18 protein-coding genes are annotated in these 18,402 nt (G+C 72.6%); 2 read left to right on the top strand and 16 right to left on the bottom strand.

Going from position 1 to position 18,402, the window contains the following annotated elements:
* Window positions 1-26: 26 nt before the first annotated feature.
* Window positions 27-2,246 (bottom strand): ATP-dependent Clp protease ATP-binding subunit, encoded by a 2,220-nt coding sequence (locus tag ABD230_RS08490; protein WP_425546207.1) that lies wholly within the window; start codon window positions 2,244-2,246, stop codon window positions 27-29.
* A gap of 337 nt (window positions 2,247-2,583) precedes the next feature.
* Here ABD230_RS08490 and ABD230_RS08485 point away from each other — a divergent pair, with 337 nt between their 5' ends.
* A complete protein-coding gene (locus tag ABD230_RS08485) occupies window positions 2,584-3,033 on the top strand; it encodes a nitroreductase family deazaflavin-dependent oxidoreductase (RefSeq protein ID WP_344371728.1) in 450 nt (149 codons plus the stop codon).
* 45 nt (window positions 3,034-3,078) lie between these two features.
* Here ABD230_RS08485 and ABD230_RS08480 read toward each other — a convergent pair whose 3' ends face one another.
* From ABD230_RS08480 to ABD230_RS08440, 9 genes are all read right to left on the bottom strand, one after another.
* Complete coding sequence (locus tag ABD230_RS08480; protein WP_344371725.1) at window positions 3,079-4,266, bottom strand: FAD-dependent oxidoreductase; 1,188 nt, start codon at window positions 4,264-4,266, stop codon at window positions 3,079-3,081.
* Window positions 4,259-5,020, bottom strand: coding sequence for a methyltransferase (locus tag ABD230_RS08475; RefSeq protein ID WP_344371723.1), 762 nt, complete (start codon window positions 5,018-5,020; stop codon window positions 4,259-4,261). The genes ABD230_RS08480 and ABD230_RS08475 overlap by 8 nt, the downstream gene beginning before the upstream one ends.
* Before the next feature lie 3 nt (window positions 5,021-5,023).
* Entirely contained in the window at window positions 5,024-6,172 is a 1,149-nt protein-coding gene (locus ABD230_RS08470; RefSeq protein WP_344371721.1) for a type III polyketide synthase, read from the bottom strand.
* Between the two features lie 60 nt (window positions 6,173-6,232).
* On the bottom strand, window positions 6,233-7,312 hold the full coding sequence (locus tag ABD230_RS08465; protein ID WP_344371718.1) for an AI-2E family transporter: 1,080 nt from the start codon (window positions 7,310-7,312) through the stop codon (window positions 6,233-6,235).
* 92 nt (window positions 7,313-7,404) lie between these two features.
* Entirely contained in the window at window positions 7,405-9,279 is a 1,875-nt protein-coding gene (locus ABD230_RS08460; protein ID WP_344371716.1) for an alkyl/aryl-sulfatase, read from the bottom strand.
* A 41-nt stretch (window positions 9,280-9,320) separates the two neighbouring features.
* Window positions 9,321-9,992 carry a GAP family protein gene (locus tag ABD230_RS08455; RefSeq protein WP_344371715.1) on the bottom strand — a complete coding sequence of 224 codons (672 nt, stop codon included), beginning with the start codon at window positions 9,990-9,992 and terminating at the stop codon, window positions 9,321-9,323.
* Window positions 9,993-10,019: 27 nt separating this feature from the next.
* Window positions 10,020-10,649, bottom strand: coding sequence for a hypothetical protein (locus ABD230_RS08450; RefSeq protein WP_344371712.1), 630 nt, complete (start codon window positions 10,647-10,649; stop codon window positions 10,020-10,022).
* A gap of 10 nt (window positions 10,650-10,659) precedes the next feature.
* Window positions 10,660-11,025, bottom strand: a complete 366-nt coding sequence (locus ABD230_RS08445) for an SHOCT domain-containing protein (protein ID WP_344371710.1) — start codon at window positions 11,023-11,025, stop codon at window positions 10,660-10,662.
* A gap of 11 nt (window positions 11,026-11,036) precedes the next feature.
* Window positions 11,037-11,468 carry a DUF6325 family protein gene (locus ABD230_RS08440; RefSeq protein WP_344371708.1) on the bottom strand — a complete coding sequence of 144 codons (432 nt, stop codon included), beginning with the start codon at window positions 11,466-11,468 and terminating at the stop codon, window positions 11,037-11,039.
* Window positions 11,469-11,648: 180 nt separating this feature from the next.
* Between ABD230_RS08440 and ABD230_RS08435 the strand changes: the two genes are divergently transcribed.
* A complete protein-coding gene (locus tag ABD230_RS08435) occupies window positions 11,649-12,044 on the top strand; it encodes an SHOCT domain-containing protein (RefSeq protein WP_344371706.1) in 396 nt (131 codons plus the stop codon).
* 64 nt (window positions 12,045-12,108) lie between these two features.
* Here ABD230_RS08435 and ABD230_RS08430 read toward each other — a convergent pair whose 3' ends face one another.
* The 6 genes from ABD230_RS08430 to ABD230_RS08405 all read right to left on the bottom strand — a co-directional run bounded on the left by ABD230_RS08430 (window position 12,109) and on the right by ABD230_RS08405 (window position 18,342).
* Complete coding sequence (locus ABD230_RS08430; protein ID WP_344371704.1) at window positions 12,109-13,236, bottom strand: hypothetical protein; 1,128 nt, start codon at window positions 13,234-13,236, stop codon at window positions 12,109-12,111.
* Window positions 13,237-13,389: 153 nt separating this feature from the next.
* Window positions 13,390-14,211 (bottom strand): mechanosensitive ion channel family protein, encoded by an 822-nt coding sequence (locus ABD230_RS08425; RefSeq protein WP_344371702.1) that lies wholly within the window; start codon window positions 14,209-14,211, stop codon window positions 13,390-13,392.
* Window positions 14,212-14,296: 85 nt separating this feature from the next.
* Window positions 14,297-14,704: a DUF7144 family membrane protein gene (locus ABD230_RS08420; RefSeq protein ID WP_344371696.1), complete on the bottom strand. Its 408-nt coding sequence runs from the start codon at window positions 14,702-14,704 to the stop codon at window positions 14,297-14,299.
* A gap of 93 nt (window positions 14,705-14,797) precedes the next feature.
* On the bottom strand, window positions 14,798-15,295 hold the full coding sequence (locus ABD230_RS08415) for a DUF2017 family protein (protein WP_344371694.1): 498 nt from the start codon (window positions 15,293-15,295) through the stop codon (window positions 14,798-14,800).
* Complete coding sequence (gene clpS / locus ABD230_RS08410; protein WP_425546206.1) at window positions 15,292-15,588, bottom strand: ATP-dependent Clp protease adapter ClpS; 297 nt, start codon at window positions 15,586-15,588, stop codon at window positions 15,292-15,294. Before clpS ends, ABD230_RS08415 begins: the two co-directional genes overlap by 4 nt.
* A 63-nt stretch (window positions 15,589-15,651) precedes the next feature.
* Window positions 15,652-18,342, bottom strand: coding sequence for an adenylate/guanylate cyclase domain-containing protein (locus ABD230_RS08405; RefSeq protein ID WP_344371692.1), 2,691 nt, complete (start codon window positions 18,340-18,342; stop codon window positions 15,652-15,654).
* Window positions 18,343-18,402: the final 60 nt, after the last annotated feature.

Here is an 18,402-nt window from a genome sequence, read left to right as displayed (position 1 = left end):
CGCATTCCCGCGGCGCCCTGCTCGCGCTACTCCTCCACGATCTCCGCGTCGATCACGTCGTGGTCACCGCCCTCGGGCATGTCGCCCGGCTCGGGCGCCCGCGTCACCGTGAGGTGGTCGCCGTCGGGCGCGAGGCCCACCACGACGGTGTCGCCGTCGCGGATCTCGCCGGCCAGGAGCGACCGGGCCAGCCGGTCGGCCACCTCGGTCTGGATGAGCCGGCGCAGCGGCCGCGCACCGTACAGCGGGTCGTAGCCGCGCTCCGACAGCCACGTCCGTGCGTCGGGCGTGACGCCGAGCTCCAGCCGGCGCTCGTGCAGCCGGGCCGTGAGCCGGTCGATCTGGAGGTTCACGATCTCGCCGAGCTCCTCCTCGCTGAGCGTGGAGAACACGACGAGGTCGTCGAGCCGGTTCACGAACTCCGGCTTGAACGACTGCCGGACCGCGGCCATCACCGCGCCCTCCTTCTCCTCCCACGAGAGGGTGGGGTCGATGAGGAACTGCGAGCCGAGGTTGGAGGTGAGCACGAGGATCACGTTGCGGAAGTCGACGGTGCGGCCCTGGCCATCCGTCAGCCGGCCGTCGTCCAGCACCTGGAGCAGCACGTCGAACACCTCGGGGTGCGCCTTCTCGACCTCGTCGAGGAGGATCACCGAGTACGGCCGGCGCCGCACGGCCTCGGTGAGCTGGCCGCCCTGCTCGTAGCCGATGTAGCCGGGGGGAGCGCCGACGAGCCGTGAGACGGAGTGCTTCTCGCCGTACTCCGACATGTCGATGCGCACCATGGCGTGCTCGTCGTCGAAGAGCACCGAGGCGAGGGCCTTCGCGAGCTCGGTCTTGCCGACCCCCGTGGGACCGAGGAACAGGAACGAGCCGGTGGGCCGATCGGGGTCGCTGACGCCCGCGCGGGCGCGGCGCACCGCATCGGCGACGGCCGCGACGGCGGGACGCTGGCCGATGACGCGGCGGCCGAGTTCCTGCTCGAGCTGGAGCAGCTTCTCGGTCTCACCCTGCATCAGGCGGCCGACGGGGATGCCGGTCCACTGGGCGATCACCGCGGCGATGTCCTCCTCGGTGACCTGCTCGTTCACCATGCGCGGCTCGTCGGGCGCCTCCTCGGCGCGCTCGGCGGCGTCGAGGTCGCGCTGCAGCTCGGCGATGGTCTCGTACTCGAGCTTCGACGCGGTGGCGTAGTCGGCCTCGCGCATCGCGCGGTCGCGGCGGGTCATGGCGTCGTCGAGCTGCTTCTTGAGCTCGCCGACGCGGTTGAGCGACATCCGCTCGCGCGACCAGCGCTCCTCGAGGCCGGCGAGGTCGCGCTCCTTCTCGACGAGTCGCTCGCGCAGCCGCTCGAGCCGCTCCTTCGAGGCGTCGTCCTTCTCCTTCTTCAGGGCGAGCTCCTCGAGCCGCATCCGGTCGACCTCGCGCTTGAGCTGGTCGATCTCGACCGGGCTCGAGTCGATCTCCATCTTGAGGCGCGACATCGCCTCGTCGATGAGGTCGATCGCCTTGTCGGGCAGCTGGCGCGCGGAGATGTACCGGTTCGAGAGCGCCGCCGCGGCGACGAGCGCCGCGTCGGTGATGGTCACGCCGTGGTGGGCCTCGTACCGGCCCTTGAGGCCGCGGAGGATGGCGACCGTGTCCTCGACGCTCGGCTCACCGACGAAGACCTGCTGGAAGCGTCGCTCGAGCGCGGCGTCCTTCTCGATGTACTCGCGGTACTCGTCAAGCGTCGTGGCGCCGATGAGCCGCAGCTCGCCGCGGGCCAGCATCGGCTTCAGCATGTTGGACGCCGCGACGGACCCCTCGCCGCCACCCGCGCCCATGAGCAGGTGGAGCTCGTCGACGAACGTGATGATGCGCCCCTCGGCGTCGTTGATCTCCTTGAGCACCGCCTTCAGGCGCTCCTCGAACTGGCCGCGGTACATGGCGCCCGCGACGAGCGCCGAGATGTCGAGCGCGACGAGCTGCTTGTCCTTCAGCGAGTCGGCGACGTCGCCGGCCACGATGCGCTGGGCCAGCCCCTCGACGACGGCCGTCTTGCCGACGCCGGGCTCGCCGATGAGCACGGGGTTGTTCTTGGTGCGGCGGGTGAGCACCTGGCTGACGCGCCGGATCTCGGCGTCGCGGCCGATCACGGGGTCGAGCTTGCCCTGCTTCGCGATCTCGGTGAGGTTGACGCCGTACTGTTCGAGCGCCGACTTCTGCTCCTCCTGCGAGCTCGGCGCGCCCTGCATGTTGGCCACGGATATCCCTTCTTCAAACTTGAGCCTACTAGACTCAACTTTCCCGAAGGGGCTCGTATTCCGGATGTCGCGATCCCGCGCCGTCGCGAGCCGGCGCACCCGTCTGCTCCCCCGACCCTCACGCTAGACCGCCGCCCCGCCGCTGTCGACGCGCCGGCACCCCGCACCATCCGCTCTTCTCAGGAGGAATCCGCGGATCGGCGCGTTGCTCAGGAGGACACGCCGCCCGGGACGGCGACCCGCCGGATAACTCCTGAGAAGAGCGGGACGACAACGGGAATGGCGGGCGGCGGGCGCGCGTTAGCGTGGAGCGACGGACCCGAACGAGGAGGAACGGATGCCGCTGCAGGGCGACTACGCACCCAGCACGTCGAAGTGGGCGCGCGACCAGGCCGAGACCTACGAGGCGACGGGAGGTCGCGAGGCGAACTCGCTGCGCGGCAAGCCCGTCATCGTGCTCACCACGGTCGGCGCGAAGAGCGGGAAGCTGCGCAAGACCGCGCTGATGCGCGTCGAGCACGAGGGCGAGTACGCCGTCGTCGCGTCGCAGGGCGGCGACCCGAAGCACCCCGCCTGGTACTTCAACCTGAAGGAGGAGCCGCGCGTCGAGCTCCAGGACCGCGAGGTCAAGCGGGACTACGTGGCGCGCGAGGTCACCGGCGCCGAGAAGGACCTGTGGTGGGGCCGCGCGACCGACGTCTGGCCCGACTACGACAACTACCAGTCGAAGACCGACCGCGCGATCCCGATCCTGGTGCTCTCGCCGCTCGACGCCGCGCAGGGCTGACCCGGCGTCCGCGGCATCCCTCGACGACGACGGATGCCGCGGGCGTCACAGCCACTGCATCGTGAACGCCCGGGCGAGCACGCGCCGGAATCCCGGCAGCCCGAGCACGCGCACCGCGGCGTTGCGGGTGCGCAGGCGGATGCCGGTGGCGGGCGCGCCCATCCGCATGTTGAACGCGGCCTGCCGCACCGCCCGGTGCGCGGCCGCGCGACGCGCGCGGTCGTAGGCGGCGAACACGTCGATGGGCCCGGCCGCGGCGATCGCGCCGGCCAGCTCGCGGTCCAGGTGCACCGCGTCGCTCCAGCCGAGGTTCATGCCCTGCCCGCCGATGGGGCTGATCTCGTGCGCCGCGTCCCCGACGAGCGCGATCCGTCCGGCGGCGACCGGGTGGGCGATGTGCTGCGCCGCCTCGAAGGCCGTCGGGGCCGAGGCGGCATCGGCGTCGAAGGAGGCGCCCGTCCGCGCCTCGACGACCGTGGCGACCGCGGCGACGTCGAGCTCGGGCGGCTCGCGCCGCACGCGCGCGACCCAGCGCCGCCGGCCGCCGGGCATCGGGAACGACTCCACGACGCCGGCGGACTCGAAGTGCAGCAGCGCCGTCTCGGGCGCGCCCGTGTCGTCGCGCGTGTCGCACATCACGTAGGTCGCCCGATCGCGATGCGGGCGCCAGTCCGCGCCGATGAGCTCGCGGATGCCGCTGCGCACGCCGTCGGCCCCGACCGCGTACCGCGCGGCCACGGCGACCGGGCCGTCGCCGTCGGTGCCGTGCACCACGACGTGCGTGCCGCGGTCGCTGATGGCGACGACCTCGACGCCGCGCCGGAGCGTCACCGTCCGGGCCGAGCCGAGCCGTTCCTCGAGCAGCGCCTCGACCTCGCGCTGCGGCAGCGAGTGCACGCGGCCCGACTTCGGGAACCGCAGCGACCCGAGCGTGCGCCCGTCGCAGGTCACCCGCCCGTCGCGGATCACCACCGCGCGGCGGCGGACCTCGTCGCCGACCCCGGCCGCGGCGAGCGCGCGCAGGCCGGGCGGGTGGATGCCGATCGCCCGCGACGACGTGCCCGGCGGGGCCGGCTCGGGGCGTCGCTCGAGCACGATCGCGCGCAGTCCGCGGCGAGCGAGCAGGCATCCCAGCAGCAGCCCGACGGCGCCTGCGCCGACGACCGCGACGTCGTGCATGGCCGGACCCGCCGCCGACTCGGCGGCGGGCTCGGCGACGGGCTCGTCAGTCATCCGGGATCTCGCTGCCCCAGACCAGCTCGAGCCGCGACGGGAACCCGCGCTTCACGCGCCACCCGCGCGGGACGGCGCCGGCGAGCTCGGGCGCCGTGTGGCTGCGCCGGATCGACGTGAGTCCGTCGCGCCGGATGAACGAACCGGCGAAGACGTTCCACGCGAACGGGAGTGTCGCAGCCCAGAACGCGAGGTACGCGCCCCGGCCGCGCTCGATGTCGCCGTGCACGCCGATGCCCCCTGGAGCGACCAGCCGCTCGGTGTCGGCGAGCAGGGCTCCGAGCTCCGCCGCGGTGAGGTGGTGCAGCACGTGGTTCGACCAGACGACGTCGAACGTCTCGCCCTCGGCGACGAGGTCGGCGGAGTTCCCCGCCCGGGCGTGGAAGCGCGGATCCGAGAACCGGGACGCGGCGCGCACCGCGCGCTCGTCGGGGTCGATCGCGACGACCTCCAGCCGGAGCCCGTCGCGCCGGGCGAGCTGCAGGATGCGCCACGGCAGGTCGCCGCCGCCGGCCCCGATGTCGAGCATCCGCGCCGCATGCGTCGTCGCGAGGCGCGGCCGCACCCACTCCTCGTAAACGGCCGCCGGGCGCGACACGATCCGGTTGACGAGGCCGAACCTCCGGTAGGTGCGATCGAGCGCGTCCGGGTCGGCCCCCGGATCGTCCATCAGCTCCCGCACGCGTGCATCACGATGGTCCAGCGTGGCCATCGCCTGCAGCAGTCCGGGTCCACCGTCGTCGGTCACCGGCATCCGTCATCCCTTCACCGTCATCAGGGCGGACTCCACCGTCAGCCCCGGTCCGAACGCCATCGCCGCGACGCGGTCGCCGTCGGCGGACTGCGCACGGTCGAGGATGTTGCGCAGCACGAACAGCACGGTCGCACTCGACATGTTGCCGAAGTCGCGCAGGGTCTCGCGTGCGGGTTCGAGCTGCGCCTCGGTGAGCGCCAGCCTCGACTCGACCTTGTCGAGGATGCTGCGCCCGCCCGGGTGGATCGCCCAATGCGCGACGCGGTCGCCGGCGGCATCCGTCGCGAGCGCCTCGGCGAGGTCGTCGTCGGGGGCGAACAGCGGCTCGAGCGCGCCCGTGATGTGGTCGTCGATGATCGCGGGCACCGCGTTCGAGAGCACCATCTCGAAGCCGTGGTCGCCGATCTTCCACGCCATGTCGCCCTCCCCGACCGGGGTGATGCGGGTCTCGAAGCGGTCGAGCGCGAAGGCGCGCTCACCGGGCTCCAGCGGTCGCCGCGTGACGATGCCGGCGCCGGCGCCGTCGGCGAACAGCGACGACGCGACGATCGTGTCCGGGTCGTTCGATGAGCGCAGGTGCAGCGTGCAGAGCTCGACGCTCACGACCAGCACGACGGCGTCGGGGTCGGCGTCGCAGAACTGGGCAGCCGTGCGCAGCGCCGGCATCGAGGCGTAGCAGCCCATGAAGCCGAGGTGGTACCGCTGCACCGCCGGCCCGAGGCCGAGGTCCCGGACGAGCATGTAGTCGGGGCCCGGGGCGTAGAAGCCGGTGCACGACACCGTCACGACGTGCGTGACGTCCGCGGCCCCGATGCCGGGGGTCGCGTCGATGGCGCGCCGACCCGCCTCGAGGTAGAGCCGGGTCGCCTCGACGGCGTAGATCTCATTGCGCGCCTTGGTGCCGGGCAGCAGCAGGTCGCCGGTGGCCTGGTCGAAGAAGACCGGCTCCTCGTCGCGCGGCTGCAGGGTGAGCTCCTCGAGCACCGTGTAGCGCCGGTCGATGCCGGAGACGTCGAACGAGGTCGTGATGATCCGCTGCGCGAGCCGGTTCAGGCCGGGCTGGGCGGCGAACACGTCTCGGACGGCGGGCTGCGGGAGTTCGGTGTCGGGGACGGCGGTGGAGAGGCCGCGCAGGTGCACTGCGGCGCTCATGCCGTCGGCCTCGGTTCGGATCGTCGATGCGGCATGGGAGCCCCCTTCCCCGCATGCAGACTATCCGGCCGCACCCTCCCGATCCAGAGGTTCCGCCGGCGGCTCCGTCCCGTCGGTCGTGTCCGCGTCGGCCGGTGCCGCCGGGTCGTCGGGCGACGATCCGGCGGCCGCGTTGCCCGAGAGCCAGCGCAGCCATGGATCGCCGCCGAGCAGCGCCTCTCGCGCGGCGAGGGTGAGCGGGATGGACAGGATGGCGCCGAGCGGTCCGATCACGAACGTCCAGAACACGACCGACACGAAGCTGAGGGTCAGCGAGAGGTCGACGGCGTCGCTCACGAACTTCGGCTGGACGAGCACCTGCAGCACCACGTTCACCACCGAGTACACGGCGATCACGACGAGCAGCAGCGGCAGGCCGCCGATCACGAACGCCAGGACGGCCGGCGGCACGAGGCCGAGCACGAACCCGATGTTGGGGATGAAGTTCGTGACGAAGGCCAGGATCGCCCACACCGCGGGGATCGGGATGCCGAGTGCCCAGAGCGCGAGACCGTCGATCACGGCGACGATCGCGCCGAACGTGGCGTTGACGACGTAGTAGCGGCGGATGCCGGAGTTCAGCGCCCGGATCCGGTCCAGCCGCGGCCGGACCGCCGGGCCGAAGACCCGCTCGGCCCGGCGGTAGCGCGCCGCGTCCGCCGCCATGAAGATCACGTACGCGAGCACGAAGAACGCGGCGGTGAGGAAGGCCAGGAGCCACCCGCCGAGACCCTGGGCGGCGCCGAGCAGCACCGATGGATCGAGCGCGCGCTGGGTCGCCTCGGCCACCTGGTCGCCGAGGCCGATCCTGACGAGCCAGGCGCCGACGGATGCCACGGCCGCCTGCAACTCGTCGACGACGTCGACCACGAGGTCGGCGAACTCGGCGCCGGCGAACACGAGCAGCGCCGCCAGCACCGCGAGGATGAGGTACGCGACGGAGATGACGACGGTCGTCGCGGCCCAGGGCGGCCACCCGCGGCGCTCGAGCGGATGCCGGATCGGGTGGACGATCACGACCAGCACCAGGGCCAGCGCGAGCGGGGCCACGAGGTCGCGCGCGAACCACAGGGCGCCCAGCACGAGCAGGGCGGCGATCACGACGAGCGCACCTCGCGCGGTCGGACCCGAGGGGACGGGACGCGACCCCGCACCCACGTCACCTGCCGTCGGCGTCGCGCTCCCTCCCTCGCTCACGGCAGCACGATGTCGAAGGACGGGTCGCCCCGCTGCAGCACCGAGAGGAGCCGGTCGAGCACGCCGGCGTCGCCGTCGATCGCGATCCCCGGGTTCTCCCGGTCGCCGGCGACCAGGGCGAGGAGGCGCGGCTTGCTCAGGGTGAGGGTCATCTGCGCGGTGTCGGGGTCCGCCGGCTTCGCCACGTACACGAAGACCCCGTTGCGCAGCGTCACGCGGTACGAGCGGCCGAGGTCGTCGAGCGTGAGGTCGAACGCGAGCTCGAGGTCCCACGCGCCCGGCCCGTCGATCGAGATGGCGACCGAGTCGAGCAGCTGCTCGGGCGTCAGCTGGGCGAGGATCTCGGGCGCCGCCGTCGCGGTGGGCGTGCCGAAGTTCTCGCCGCGGAGCTCGGTGGCGCCGGAGAGGAAGAAGTTGCGCCAGGTGCCGTTCTCGGCGCCGTAGGCGAGCTGCTCGAGCGTGTCCGCGTACAGTGCGCGCGCGGCGGCGTGGTCGCGGTCGGCGAACACGGCGTGGTCGAGCAGGGTCGCCGCCCACCGGAAGTCGCCCTCGTCGTACGCCTGCCGGGCGAGCTCGACGACGCGGTCGATGCCGCCGATCGCGGCGACGTACCGTTCGGCGAGCGGCTGCGGCGGGTGCGGCCAGAGCCGCGCGGGGTTGCCGTCGAACCAGCCCAGGTAGCGCTGGGAGATCGCCTTCACGTTGTGGCTCACGGACCCGTAGTACCCGCGCGCGTGCCAGGCGTTCTCGAGGGCCGGCGGGAGCTCGATCGCCTCGGCGATCTCGGCACCCGTCATCCCCTGGTTCAGCATCCGCAGGGTCTGGTCGTGGAGGTAGGCGTACAGGTCGCGCTGCAGCCCGAGGTACTCGCGGATCCGGTCGGCGCCCCAGGTCGGCCAGTGGTGCGAGGCGAACACGACGTCGACCCGGTCGCCGAACCGCTCGATCGCCTCCGTGAGGTACCGTGACCAGACGTGCGGATCGCGGACGAGCGCGCCGCGCAGCGTGAGCAGGTTGTGCAGCGTGTGGGTCGCGTTCTCGGCCATGCAGAGCGCCCGCTTCTGCGGGAACAGGAAGTGCATCTCGGCCGGCGCCTCGGTGCCGGGCGCCATCTGGAACTCGATCTCGACGCCGTCGACGACGTGCGTCTCGCCGGTGCTGCGGATCTCGAGCGTCGGCACCACGATGCCGGGATGGCCCGTCGAGGTCGACTGCCCGAGGCCGGCGCCGACGGCGCCGCGCGGGCCGCGTTCGAGCGCGGCGCCGTACATGTAGCCGGCCCGTCGGCTCATCGCCGTCCCCGCGTAGACGTTCTCGGCCACGGCCTCGCCGACGATGCCGACGGGGGCGATGACCTGCACGCCGCCGGGACCGACCTGCTCGGGGTCGACGATGCCGAGCACGCCGCCGAAGTGGTCGATGTGGCTGTGGGTGAAGATCACGGCGACGACCGGGCGGTCGCCCCGGTGCGCGCGGTAGAGCTCCATCGCCGCCGAGGCGGTCTCCTTCGAGATGAGCGGGTCGATGACGATCACGCCGGTGTCGCCCTCGACGAAGCTGACGTTCGAGAGGTCGATGCCGCGGGCCTGGTAGATACCGTCGCCGATCTCGTAGAGCCCGTGCTTCGACACGAGCCGCGACTGCCGCCAGAGGCTCGGGTTGACGGTGTCGGGCGCGTCCCCCTCGACGAAGTCGAACTCGGCGGCGTCCCAGACCACCGTCCCGTCGGCGCCCTGCACCTGCGGGGATTCGAGCGTGCCGAGGTAACCCCGGTCGGCGTCCTCGAAGTCGGCGGTGTCGTCGAACGGGAGCCGCCCGGCGAGCTCGCGCTGCTGGGCGCGGATCGTCTCCGTCGCCTCGTTCTGGTCCATGTGGTCCTCCCCTGGTGTCCGGCGGCCCCGCGGCGGCGCCGCTAGAAGTTCCCGATGCCCTTGCCGATCAGCACGACGCCGATGACGAGCAGCAGCACGGCCATGACGGTCGCGTTGTTGTGCACGAGCCACGCGCGCAGCCGCTCGAGCGGGGCCGCCATCCGCTCGGACGCGACGAGGTAGGCGATCACCGGCACGGCGACGGATGCCGCGGCGACCAGCGTGAAGACGAGCAGCACGATCGCCGACTCGCCGACGGCGAGCCCGGCGGCGCCGATCGCGAGCCCGGCGCCCGCACCGAGCAGCAGGTTCTTCGGGTTCACGGCCGCGAGCAGGAACCCGAGCCCGAAGGCGCGACCCGCGGTCATCGCGTCGATGCCCGCCATCCACTTCGGCAGCGGCGGCTCCACCCCCGGCGCCGGCCGGCTCCGCCACTGCCGCAGCGAGAGCAGCAGCAGGCCGGCGCCGAGCACCAGCCGCATGACGGCGGTGACCGGCTTCGAGGCATCCTCGTCGCCCTCGGGCAGCGCGGAGGAGAGCAGCGTGAACACCGTCGCCGCGACGGCGATGCCGAGCACCCAGCCGACGAGGAAGCCGACGCTGGTCGCCCTCGCCTTCGGCGAGAGCAGCATCAGGATCGCCGCGATGATCGGGATCGGGCTGATGGCGATGCCCACCGCGAGCGGCAGGGTGTCGCCGATGGCGCTGCCCATGTCGGTCCTCCTCGTCCTCGAGTGCGGTCAGATGCGGATCGGGAAGGTGGCCATGATCACGGCCCCGACGCCCGTGATGACCAGCGCGAGGCCGAGCAGCACGCGGCCGACCCATGGCGCGATGTCGCGCTGCGACATCGCGGTCAGGAACAGCACGAGCGCGAACAGCACGGTCAGCAGCGAGTAGTTGTCGCCGCGCTGGTTGTTCTCGAGCGCCTCGGCGAACTTCGCGTCGGCGCGGGCCGTGAGCTCCTCGGCCTCGACCGTGCCCGCCGGCACGTACTCCTCACGTCCGAACGGCCCGGCCTCGACCATGCCGTCGGCCACCCACGCCTCGAACGCGACGTCGAACTCGGGCGTGAAGCGGTCCCGGATGTACTCGGCGAGCTCGTCGTCGCCCGATCCCACGGCCTGCACGTAGGCCGAGTAGATGGTGAGGTCGAACGTCCGCGCGGAGCGCGCCTCGCCCTCGGCGTTCGCCGCCTGGATGCGCGCGCTCGACGCCTGGCTGAAGGCGATCGACATCTCGCCGCCCCACTTGGACGCCTGGAACCCGCACCACGCCGTCAGCACGGCGACGACGGAGAGCAGGAAGACGCCGACGATCTCGGACGCGCGCTTCCACCGCTCGGGGTGACGCGTGCCCGACTCCGACATCCCGTTCCCGTCAGCCGAGCAGCTTGGCCTTGGCGGCCGCGAACTCCGCGTCGGAGAGGATGCCCTGCTCCTTCAGCGTCGCCAGCTTCTGCAGTTCGGCGACGACGTCGACCCCGCCGGCCGCGGGCGCCGCGGGCGGCGGCGGCGGCGCGGCCTGCTGCATCGCCGCCTGCTGCGCGGCGGCCTGCTGCGCCTGGTACTGCTCCGCCTCCCACTGCTGCTGGGCCGCGGCGTCCTGCTCGGCCTGCTGGTCGGCGTACCGGTTCTGCTGGCGCCGGGCGACTCGGCCGCTGACCGCGGTCGCGGTGCCGGCGACGACGGCGGTGCGCGCCGCCATCCCGATCAGGCCCGGGCGTCCCATCCTCCGGATCGGCATCTGCCTGCCCCCTATCCCTCGTCGCTCGCCTCGGCGAGCACCTCGTTGACGACCGTCGCGGGGATGCGCTCGACCTGGAGCACCTCGCCGCCGGCCGCGTTGAACGCCGAGGCGATCTGCTTCGCCCACAGCAGCTCGATCGCCATGATGGCGCCGGACGTGCCCGGCGGGATGCTCTCCGCGAGTTCGTCGATGTCCTCGTCGCCGATGATCCCCGAGGCCTCGAGCTCCACGACGGCGAACCCCGCCTCGTCGCGGAACTCCTCGTACTCGCGGACCGTCACCTCGCCGTCGCCGTCGCGCGACACGATCAGCAGGTCCAGCAGCCGGATCTCGTCGCCGACCATGAGCTCGCCGAGCGCTGCGGTCGTGCCCGGGTCGAGGCGATCCCCCTCGAAGCTCACGACGTAGACGTCGACCGGACCGTATTCGAATGCAGCCATCGTTCCCCCCTGCTGAGAACACTATGGGCGCCCACGACCGAGCGCCAGACCCGATTCCACCGTGCTCGGCGGCGCGCCGGGATGCCGAAGGTCCTCCCGCTCGACACGCCCTCGGCGCTAGGGTGACGCTCGGGGGTGCTCTCCGGCCTCCCCGCTCATCGGATGGAAAGGCTCACCCCCGTGGACTTCGCGAGCAACTTCTGGAACTTCGTCTGGATCTTCTTCTGGAGCTTCGCCTTCATCGCCTACCTGTTCGCGCTGTTCGCGATCATCGGCGACCTGTTCCGCGACCACCAGCTCAACGGCTGGTGGAAGGCGGTCTGGATCCTGTTCCTGATCTTCGTCCCGTTCCTCACCGCGCTCGTGTACCTCATCGCGCGGGGCGCCGGCATGGCGGAGCGTTCCGCCTCCGCCGCCGCGGACGCGCAGGCCGCGACCGACGCCTACATCCGGCAGACCGCGGGCGCCGCGAGCCCCTCCGACGAGATCGCCAAGGCCAAGGCGCTGCACGAGGCCGGCACCATCAACGACCAGGAGTACGAGGCCCTGAAGGCCAAGGCCCTCTCGGGCTCCTGACGCCGACGACACGAGGGGCCGGGCACCGTCGGGTGCCCGGCCCCTCGTCGCGTCCGCGGCGGGATCAGGCGGTCACGGCGACCACGCGCCGGGCCCCGACGGAACCGCTGTTGCGGAGGAACAGGATGATCCAGCTGAAGATGAGCAGCCCGGCGACCAGTTCGACCGCGGTGAGGTTGTAGTAGCCCGTCGCGAAGAAGATCGCCAGCACGACGATCACGCCGACGTAGACCCAGCCGAGGATCACGAAGACGCGGGGCATCGAGGGCAGGAAGCGCGGCAGGCCGATCACGATGACGGCGTAGACCACCGCCATGCCAGTGGCGACCGTGTTGTGCACCGCGAAGAACTCGTCGACCGGGAAGATCCCCACGCACGCGAGCAGGATGCCGATGAGCACGAGCCCGTACCGGACGAAGTCCCGACCGCGGCGGTCCTTCTCCGTGGTGGCCGGCAGGCCCGCGGTCGCGTACCTCGCCACGATCGTGACGATCGCGCCGGCGATGACGAGCGTGAGGTTGAACGCGAGGGCCGAGATGTCGTCGGTCATGCCGAGCGCACTGAGGTTCATCTGCCACCAGTGCGGGTCCACGGAGCTGAGCATCGCGGTGAGGACGCCGAACACGAGGAACACGGCCAGCACGATCGACAGGAGCATCGGCGTCATCCGGACCGCGGAGAGGAAGCACACGTAGGCGGTCAGCGCGAGGGCCACGCCGAACAGGAGCGCAGCGGGCAGCGGGTACACCGGCGCGTCGACGAAGCTCTCGTCGAGCACGTCGGCCAGCGCCACCCAGCCGAGCATCGCGATCACGCCGTGCGCCGCGGACAGGGCGATCACGTCGAACCAGTGCAGCCTCGGCGCCTCCGCGCCCCGCGGGCCGGTGGCGCTGCGCGCGGCCGCGGCGTCCTCGACGGCCGGGTCGTCCGGCGCCGGGCCGAACCGCCGGCGCAGCAGCAGGCGCCCGGCGACGAACGCGAGCAGGGCGATGACGGCGGACCCGAGCGCGATGGACATGCCGAGCGAGTCGGGGCCCGAGATCGCCAGGTCGCGCCCCCAGAAGACCAGGAGGCCCAGGGGCGCGGCCACCACGAAGACGACCGCCGCGACGATGAGGGCGGACGACTCGGTCGACTCGGTCGTGCGCGTGGGCTCCCGCAGGATCCGCGCGATCGAGGACGGCTGGGACATCGCTCCTCCGCTCCGCGGTCCCGTCGCGCCGTCCGCCGGCGCGGGCGCCGGGTCCCGCGGCACCAGACTGCCAGTCCGGCGCAGCCGGGTCGAGGACCCCGTCCGGGTCCGCCCGGCGCGCCGCCCGGCCGCGCCGGCCGGGAGCATGCGGTGTCAGCGGCGGTCGGCCTGCACGACCGAGTCCGGCAGCACCGACGTCACCAGCAGCTCGCCGCGCCCGCCGAGCGCGTCCCCGAGCTCCCGGACGACCGCGGAGCACGCGCTCCGGCTCGAGCCGGGATCGTGCCAGACGAGCAGGCGCGCCGTGAGCCGCCCCGCACCGGTCGTCACGGCGAACGCGGTGGGCGCTCGGTCGGCCGGCGCGGTCCGCACGCCGTCGGCCCGGCCGGCCGCCGCGGCCAGTGCGGCGAGTTCCTCGGTCGCGTCCGGCGAGGCCAGCGGCATCCGCACCTCGAGCTCGCTGCGCGAGGCGCCGAAGGCGCTGACGTTCGCGAACGGCGAGTTCAGGAACTCCGCGTTCGGGATGTGGACGGCGCGGCCGTCGTACGTGCGGACGACGACCGCGCGGCTCGTGAGCGCCTCGATGGTGCCCTCGTAGCCGGACGACGTGACGTGGTCGCCGGGCTGCACCGGATGCCGGGTCTGCAGCACGATGCCCGCGGAGAAGTTGTCGGCGATCCCGCGCAGGACCAGCACCACGATGGCGCCGAGGATGAGCACGAGCGCGATGAGCGGCTGCAGCGGGGCGCCGAGGAACGCGAGCCCCACCCCGACGCCGAGGAGGATCACGAACGCGCCGGAGGCGCTGACGATGCCGTCGGCCATCGCCGGCGGGACCCCGGTGAGGCGCGCCAGCAGCGCGCGGACGCCGCGCCGTGCGAACCGCGAGGCGATCCACGCGGCGAGCACCGACGCGACGGCGAAGACGACGTCCCACGGGTCGAGGCTGCCCGTCCAGTCGAGGAGGTCGGTCATGCCGCCACCCTAGTGAGCGCGCGTCGGCGCATCGGCCGCGCACGCGGGCGGGGCGGATGTCGCCACCCGCCCCGCCGCACGATGATCACCTCGCCCTGGCGAGCTCCTTGCCGTGCACGGTGAGCGCGTAGATGACGAGCACGTCGACCGCGATCACGATCGCGGACCACCACGGCTGCAGCGGGAGCACCATGAGGTTCGCGAGCGCGCTGAACGCGGCGAGCACGATCGCGATGACCTGCGCCCATGCGGCGCCGCCGAGCAGCGCGATGCCGACGATCACGAGGCCCGCGCCGACGAGCAGGTGCACCCAGCCCCAGCCGGCCGCGTCGAGGATCAGCAGCTGACCGCTCGACGGCTTCAGGAAGTAGGTGTTGTCGGGGAGCAGGATCGCGATGAACCCCCGGATGGCGTCGATCACGCCCACGAGGATCAGCATCACCCCGGCGAACCACCCCCAGCCGACCCATCCGGTGACGTTCGCGTCGGACATCCGCGTCCCCTTCCGTCCCGCGCGACCTCCGTGGACGCGCTCCCAGCCGCATCGTCCTCCTGATGGACGGCGGGCGGGCGGGACCTTCGGCCCCTACCGGCCGATCGGGTCGAGCACCTCGAGCATCGATCCCTGCACGATCCCGGCCCATTCGTACGCGGCGCGCAGGTAGTCGTCGCGCTCGTCGTCGGCCGGCTCGGCCTCGTCGGGGTCGGTCACGCCGACGCGCTCCGCGAGGATCAGCCGGAGGTCGGTGAGGAAGGTGAGCCAGCCCCATGCCTGCGACTGGTCGAGCTCGATCTCGACCACCCCGGCCCCGCGGTCGGTCGCGGTCGCGTCGCGCACCGACTGGGCGGCCTGCCGCTTGCCGTCGACGAGGCTGTCGCGCGTGTACCGGGTGAAGTCGCGGGCGGCGGCCTGGTCCTCGGGGTAGGCCGACGGGAAGAGCCGGCCGAGCGCCGGGTCGTCGTCGCCGCCGAGCAGCAGCACGGAATCCACCTGGTCGGCGAGCTCGGAGAGCAGCATCGCCTCCTCGGTCTCCAGCACGATGCGCACGCCGTCCGCGCCGCCCTCGCGTCCGGCGACGATCACGGCTCGACCTTCGAGACGGTGGCCTGGAGGCCGTAGCCGTGCATGGCCTGGACGTGCCGCTCCATGGCCTCGCGGTTGCCGGAGGCCACGACCGCGCGCCCCTCGTGGTGGACCTGCAGCATGAGCCGCTCGGCCTCCTCGCGCGGGTAGCCGAAGTAGCTGCGGAACACGTAGGTGACGTAGGTCATGAGGTTCACGGGGTCGTCCCACACGATCGTCTGCCAGGGCAGGTCGGGCCGCACGGCCTCGTCGGCGACGAGGTCGGCGTCGAGCTGCTCGATGGTGGACGTCACCCTCCCAGCCTGACACCTTCGCGGCGCGCTCGCACGTCCCCAGTCGGCCCGACCGACGGGGCCTCAGAGGCCCGGGACGTCGCTCACGTCGCGGCCCAGTGCATAGGCGACGGCCTCCTCGAGGCCCATCGACATGCCCTCGCGATACAGCGGCTGCAGGTCCAGTCGAGACGGGTCGAGCTCGTCGAGCGCGAGCCCCCTGATGCGCGTGATCTCGTGGTCGACGATGTTGGTGCCGGACGCGTTCCGCAGGCCGCGTGCGGCGCCGGCGAGCCGCGCGCCGCGCTCCTCGTCGGCCGACAGGTTCGCGAGGGCGGACGCGAGCGCGAGGAACAGCACGATCGCCGAGACGTCGTGATGGCGGGCGAAGAGCTCGAGCCCCTGCACGAGGTAGTCGGAGGACGTGTCGATGTCGTCGAGCCGCGCCGAGAAGATCGCGACCTCGAACATGCCCCAGCCCATGCCGAACTCGTTGCCGGCGCGGCGGTAGTGGTCGATGCTCTCGTGGAAGAGGTCCAGGGCCCGCTGCACGTCGTCGTCGAGGTCCGAGACGGCGATGCCGCGACCCCAGACGATGTTGCCGAGGCCGTTCTCGTCGCCGAGCCGACGGTAGATCGCCTCGCCCTCGTCGAACAGGGCGTACACCTCGCCCTTCACGACGTCGGGCGGGGGGCCCTCGTCAGGGTCCCCGGTGCGGTTGGCTGCGACGGCCTCGCCGATCGCCGCGTTGTAGATCGCGTTCGCGATGGCCGCGGGATCGCCGAGCTCGCGCTGGATCGCCAGGGCCTCCCGGTACGGCGCGACGCAGCGGTCGATCTCGCCCTGCCACCAGTACACGCCGCCCAGCGCCTCGAGCGCCGCCGCGCGCGATGCGGGCTCGCCGCCGGCGAGCGAGACCACGGTCTGGAGCCGGCTCTTGCCCTCCTGCAGGTGGCCGCGGGACTGCCAGAACCGCCACGACGACGCGGCGAGCCGCAGCGCGAGGTCGGTCTCGCCGTGCACGGCCGCCCAGTCGAGCGCCGTTCGGACGTTGTCGTGGTCGACGTCGAACCGGTCGAGCCAGACCTTGCGGTCCTCGCCCATGAAGTGCGGCACGAGCTCGTCGGCCCACGCGACGTACGCCTCGAGGTGACGGCGGTGCACCTCGGTGCTCGTTCCGCTCGCCTCGAGCTTCACGAGCGCGACCTCGCGGATCACGTGGAGGGTGCGGAACCGGGCGCGCCCGCCGGGCGCGGCGACCTGCCGGAGCAGGCCCTGGTCGACGAGTTCGGCGAGGCCGCTGAGGATGTCGACGCCCACGTCGCCGCAGACCGCCTCGATCTGCTCGAGGTCGGCGCCGCCCGCGAACACGCCCAGTCGCGCGAAGAGCGCCTGCACGGGCGCATCGAGCAGGTCGTGGCTCCACGCGATCGCGCCCTCGATGGTGCGCTGGCGTTCGGGGAGGTCGACGGCTCCCGTGCCCGGGCTCGCGTAGTCGAGCCGGGCGAGGATCTCGGGCACCGGCAGCAGTCGCACGCGCGAGGCGACGAGCTCGATCGCGAGCGGCAGGCCGTCCAGGCCCCGGACCAGCTCGGAGACGGCGGCGGCGTTGTCGTCGGTCACCCGGAAGTCGGGTCGCACCGCGACCGCCCGGTCGATGAAGAGCGCGACCGCATCGGAGCCCTCGAGCGACGCCGGGTCGGGCGCATCCGGGAGCAGCATCGGCTCCAGCGGCAGCTCGTGCTCGGCGGCGATGCGGAGCGGGCCGCGCGAGGTCACGAGGAAGCGCGAGCGCGGCGACGCCGCGACGAGGTCCGCGACGACGGGCGCCGCGGCGATCACCTGCTCGAAGTTGTCGAGGATGAGCAGCACCTCGCGCTCGGCGATCCGCTCGAGGAGCGCGTCGCGCGGCGTGCGGTTGCCCGGTGACGACGAGTCGCCGAGCGCGCGGAGGACCTGCGACGGCACGAGGTCGGCGTCGTGCACCGGCGCGAGGTCGACGAAGAACACCCCGTCGCGGAAGCGGCCGCCGATCTCGGCGCCGACCTGCAGCGCCAGCCGGGTCTTCCCGGTGCCGCCCGTCCCGGTGACGGTGACCACGCGCGACGTCTCGAGCAGTTCGCGCACCCGCGCGCTCTCGGCGCGCCGTCCGACGAAGCTGGTGACCTGGAGCGGCAGGTTGTTCGGCACCGCGTCGAGCGTGCGCAGCTCGGGGAACTCCGTCTCGAGTCCGTCGATGTCGAGCTGGTAGATGCTCTCCGCCTGCGAGAGGTCCTTCAGGCGATGGCGGCCGAGGTCGCGCAGCGCGACGCCGTCCGGGAGGTCGCGTTCGACGAGCGCGACCGTGGGCTCGCTGAGCACGACCTGCCCGCCGTGGGCTGCGGCCGTGATCCGGGCGGCGCGGTGGACGTCGATGCCGACGTAGTCGTCGCCGCCGAGGAGGCCGAGGCCCGTGTGCACGCCGATCCGCACCTTCGGGGCGAACCCCTCCGGCCAATGGTGCGCGATGAGGGCCCGCTGGATCGCGGTCGCGGCGGCCACCGCGGCGACGGCGGACCCGAACGCGGCGAAGAAGCCGTCGCCCTCCGTCTTGACCACGACCCCGCCGCTGCCCGTGATCGCCTCGCGGAGCAGCCGGTCGTGCGCCTCCAGCAGTGCCGGCCAGCGGTCGGCGGCAGCCTGCACCAACCGGGTCGATCCCTCGACATCCGTGAACAGGAACGTGACCGTCCCCGTCGGGAGACGACGACGGCTCGTTGCGGCCGTGGTGGTCACCCTTCGAGGGTGGCACGTCCGGGCGCGGAGCGCATGCCCCAGTTCACGGCATGTCACCCG

This window comes from Agromyces tropicus (genome assembly GCF_039531345.1).
GTDB lineage: Bacteria > Actinomycetota > Actinomycetes > Actinomycetales > Microbacteriaceae > Agromyces > Agromyces tropicus.
Note: the sequence above shows the minus strand (reverse complement) of the source record. Positions and strands in the feature narration are given on the sequence as shown.

Coding starts and splice junctions, on each gene's coding strand:
- ABD230_RS08470 (WP_344371721.1), bottom strand. CDS start 6,172: ATGAGCGCCGCAGTGCACCTGCGCGGCCTCTCCACCGCCGTCCCCGAC.
- ABD230_RS08475 (WP_344371723.1), bottom strand. CDS start 5,020: ATGCCGGTGACCGACGACGGTGGACCCGGACTGCTGCAGGCGATGGCC.
- ABD230_RS08460 (WP_344371716.1), bottom strand. CDS start 9,279: ATGGACCAGAACGAGGCGACGGAGACGATCCGCGCCCAGCAGCGCGAG.
- ABD230_RS08455 (WP_344371715.1), bottom strand. CDS start 9,992: ATGGGCAGCGCCATCGGCGACACCCTGCCGCTCGCGGTGGGCATCGCC.
- ABD230_RS08480 (WP_344371725.1), bottom strand. CDS start 4,266: ATGACTGACGAGCCCGTCGCCGAGCCCGCCGCCGAGTCGGCGGCGGGT.
- ABD230_RS08445 (WP_344371710.1), bottom strand. CDS start 11,025: ATGCCGATCCGGAGGATGGGACGCCCGGGCCTGATCGGGATGGCGGCG.
- ABD230_RS08425 (WP_344371702.1), bottom strand. CDS start 14,211: ATGACCGACCTCCTCGACTGGACGGGCAGCCTCGACCCGTGGGACGTC.
- ABD230_RS08450 (WP_344371712.1), bottom strand. CDS start 10,649: ATGTCGGAGTCGGGCACGCGTCACCCCGAGCGGTGGAAGCGCGCGTCC.
- ABD230_RS08430 (WP_344371704.1), bottom strand. CDS start 13,236: ATGTCCCAGCCGTCCTCGATCGCGCGGATCCTGCGGGAGCCCACGCGC.
- ABD230_RS08440 (WP_344371708.1), bottom strand. CDS start 11,468: ATGGCTGCATTCGAATACGGTCCGGTCGACGTCTACGTCGTGAGCTTC.
- ABD230_RS08485 (WP_344371728.1), top strand. CDS start 2,584: ATGCCGCTGCAGGGCGACTACGCACCCAGCACGTCGAAGTGGGCGCGC.
- ABD230_RS08420 (WP_344371696.1), bottom strand. CDS start 14,704: ATGTCCGACGCGAACGTCACCGGATGGGTCGGCTGGGGGTGGTTCGCC.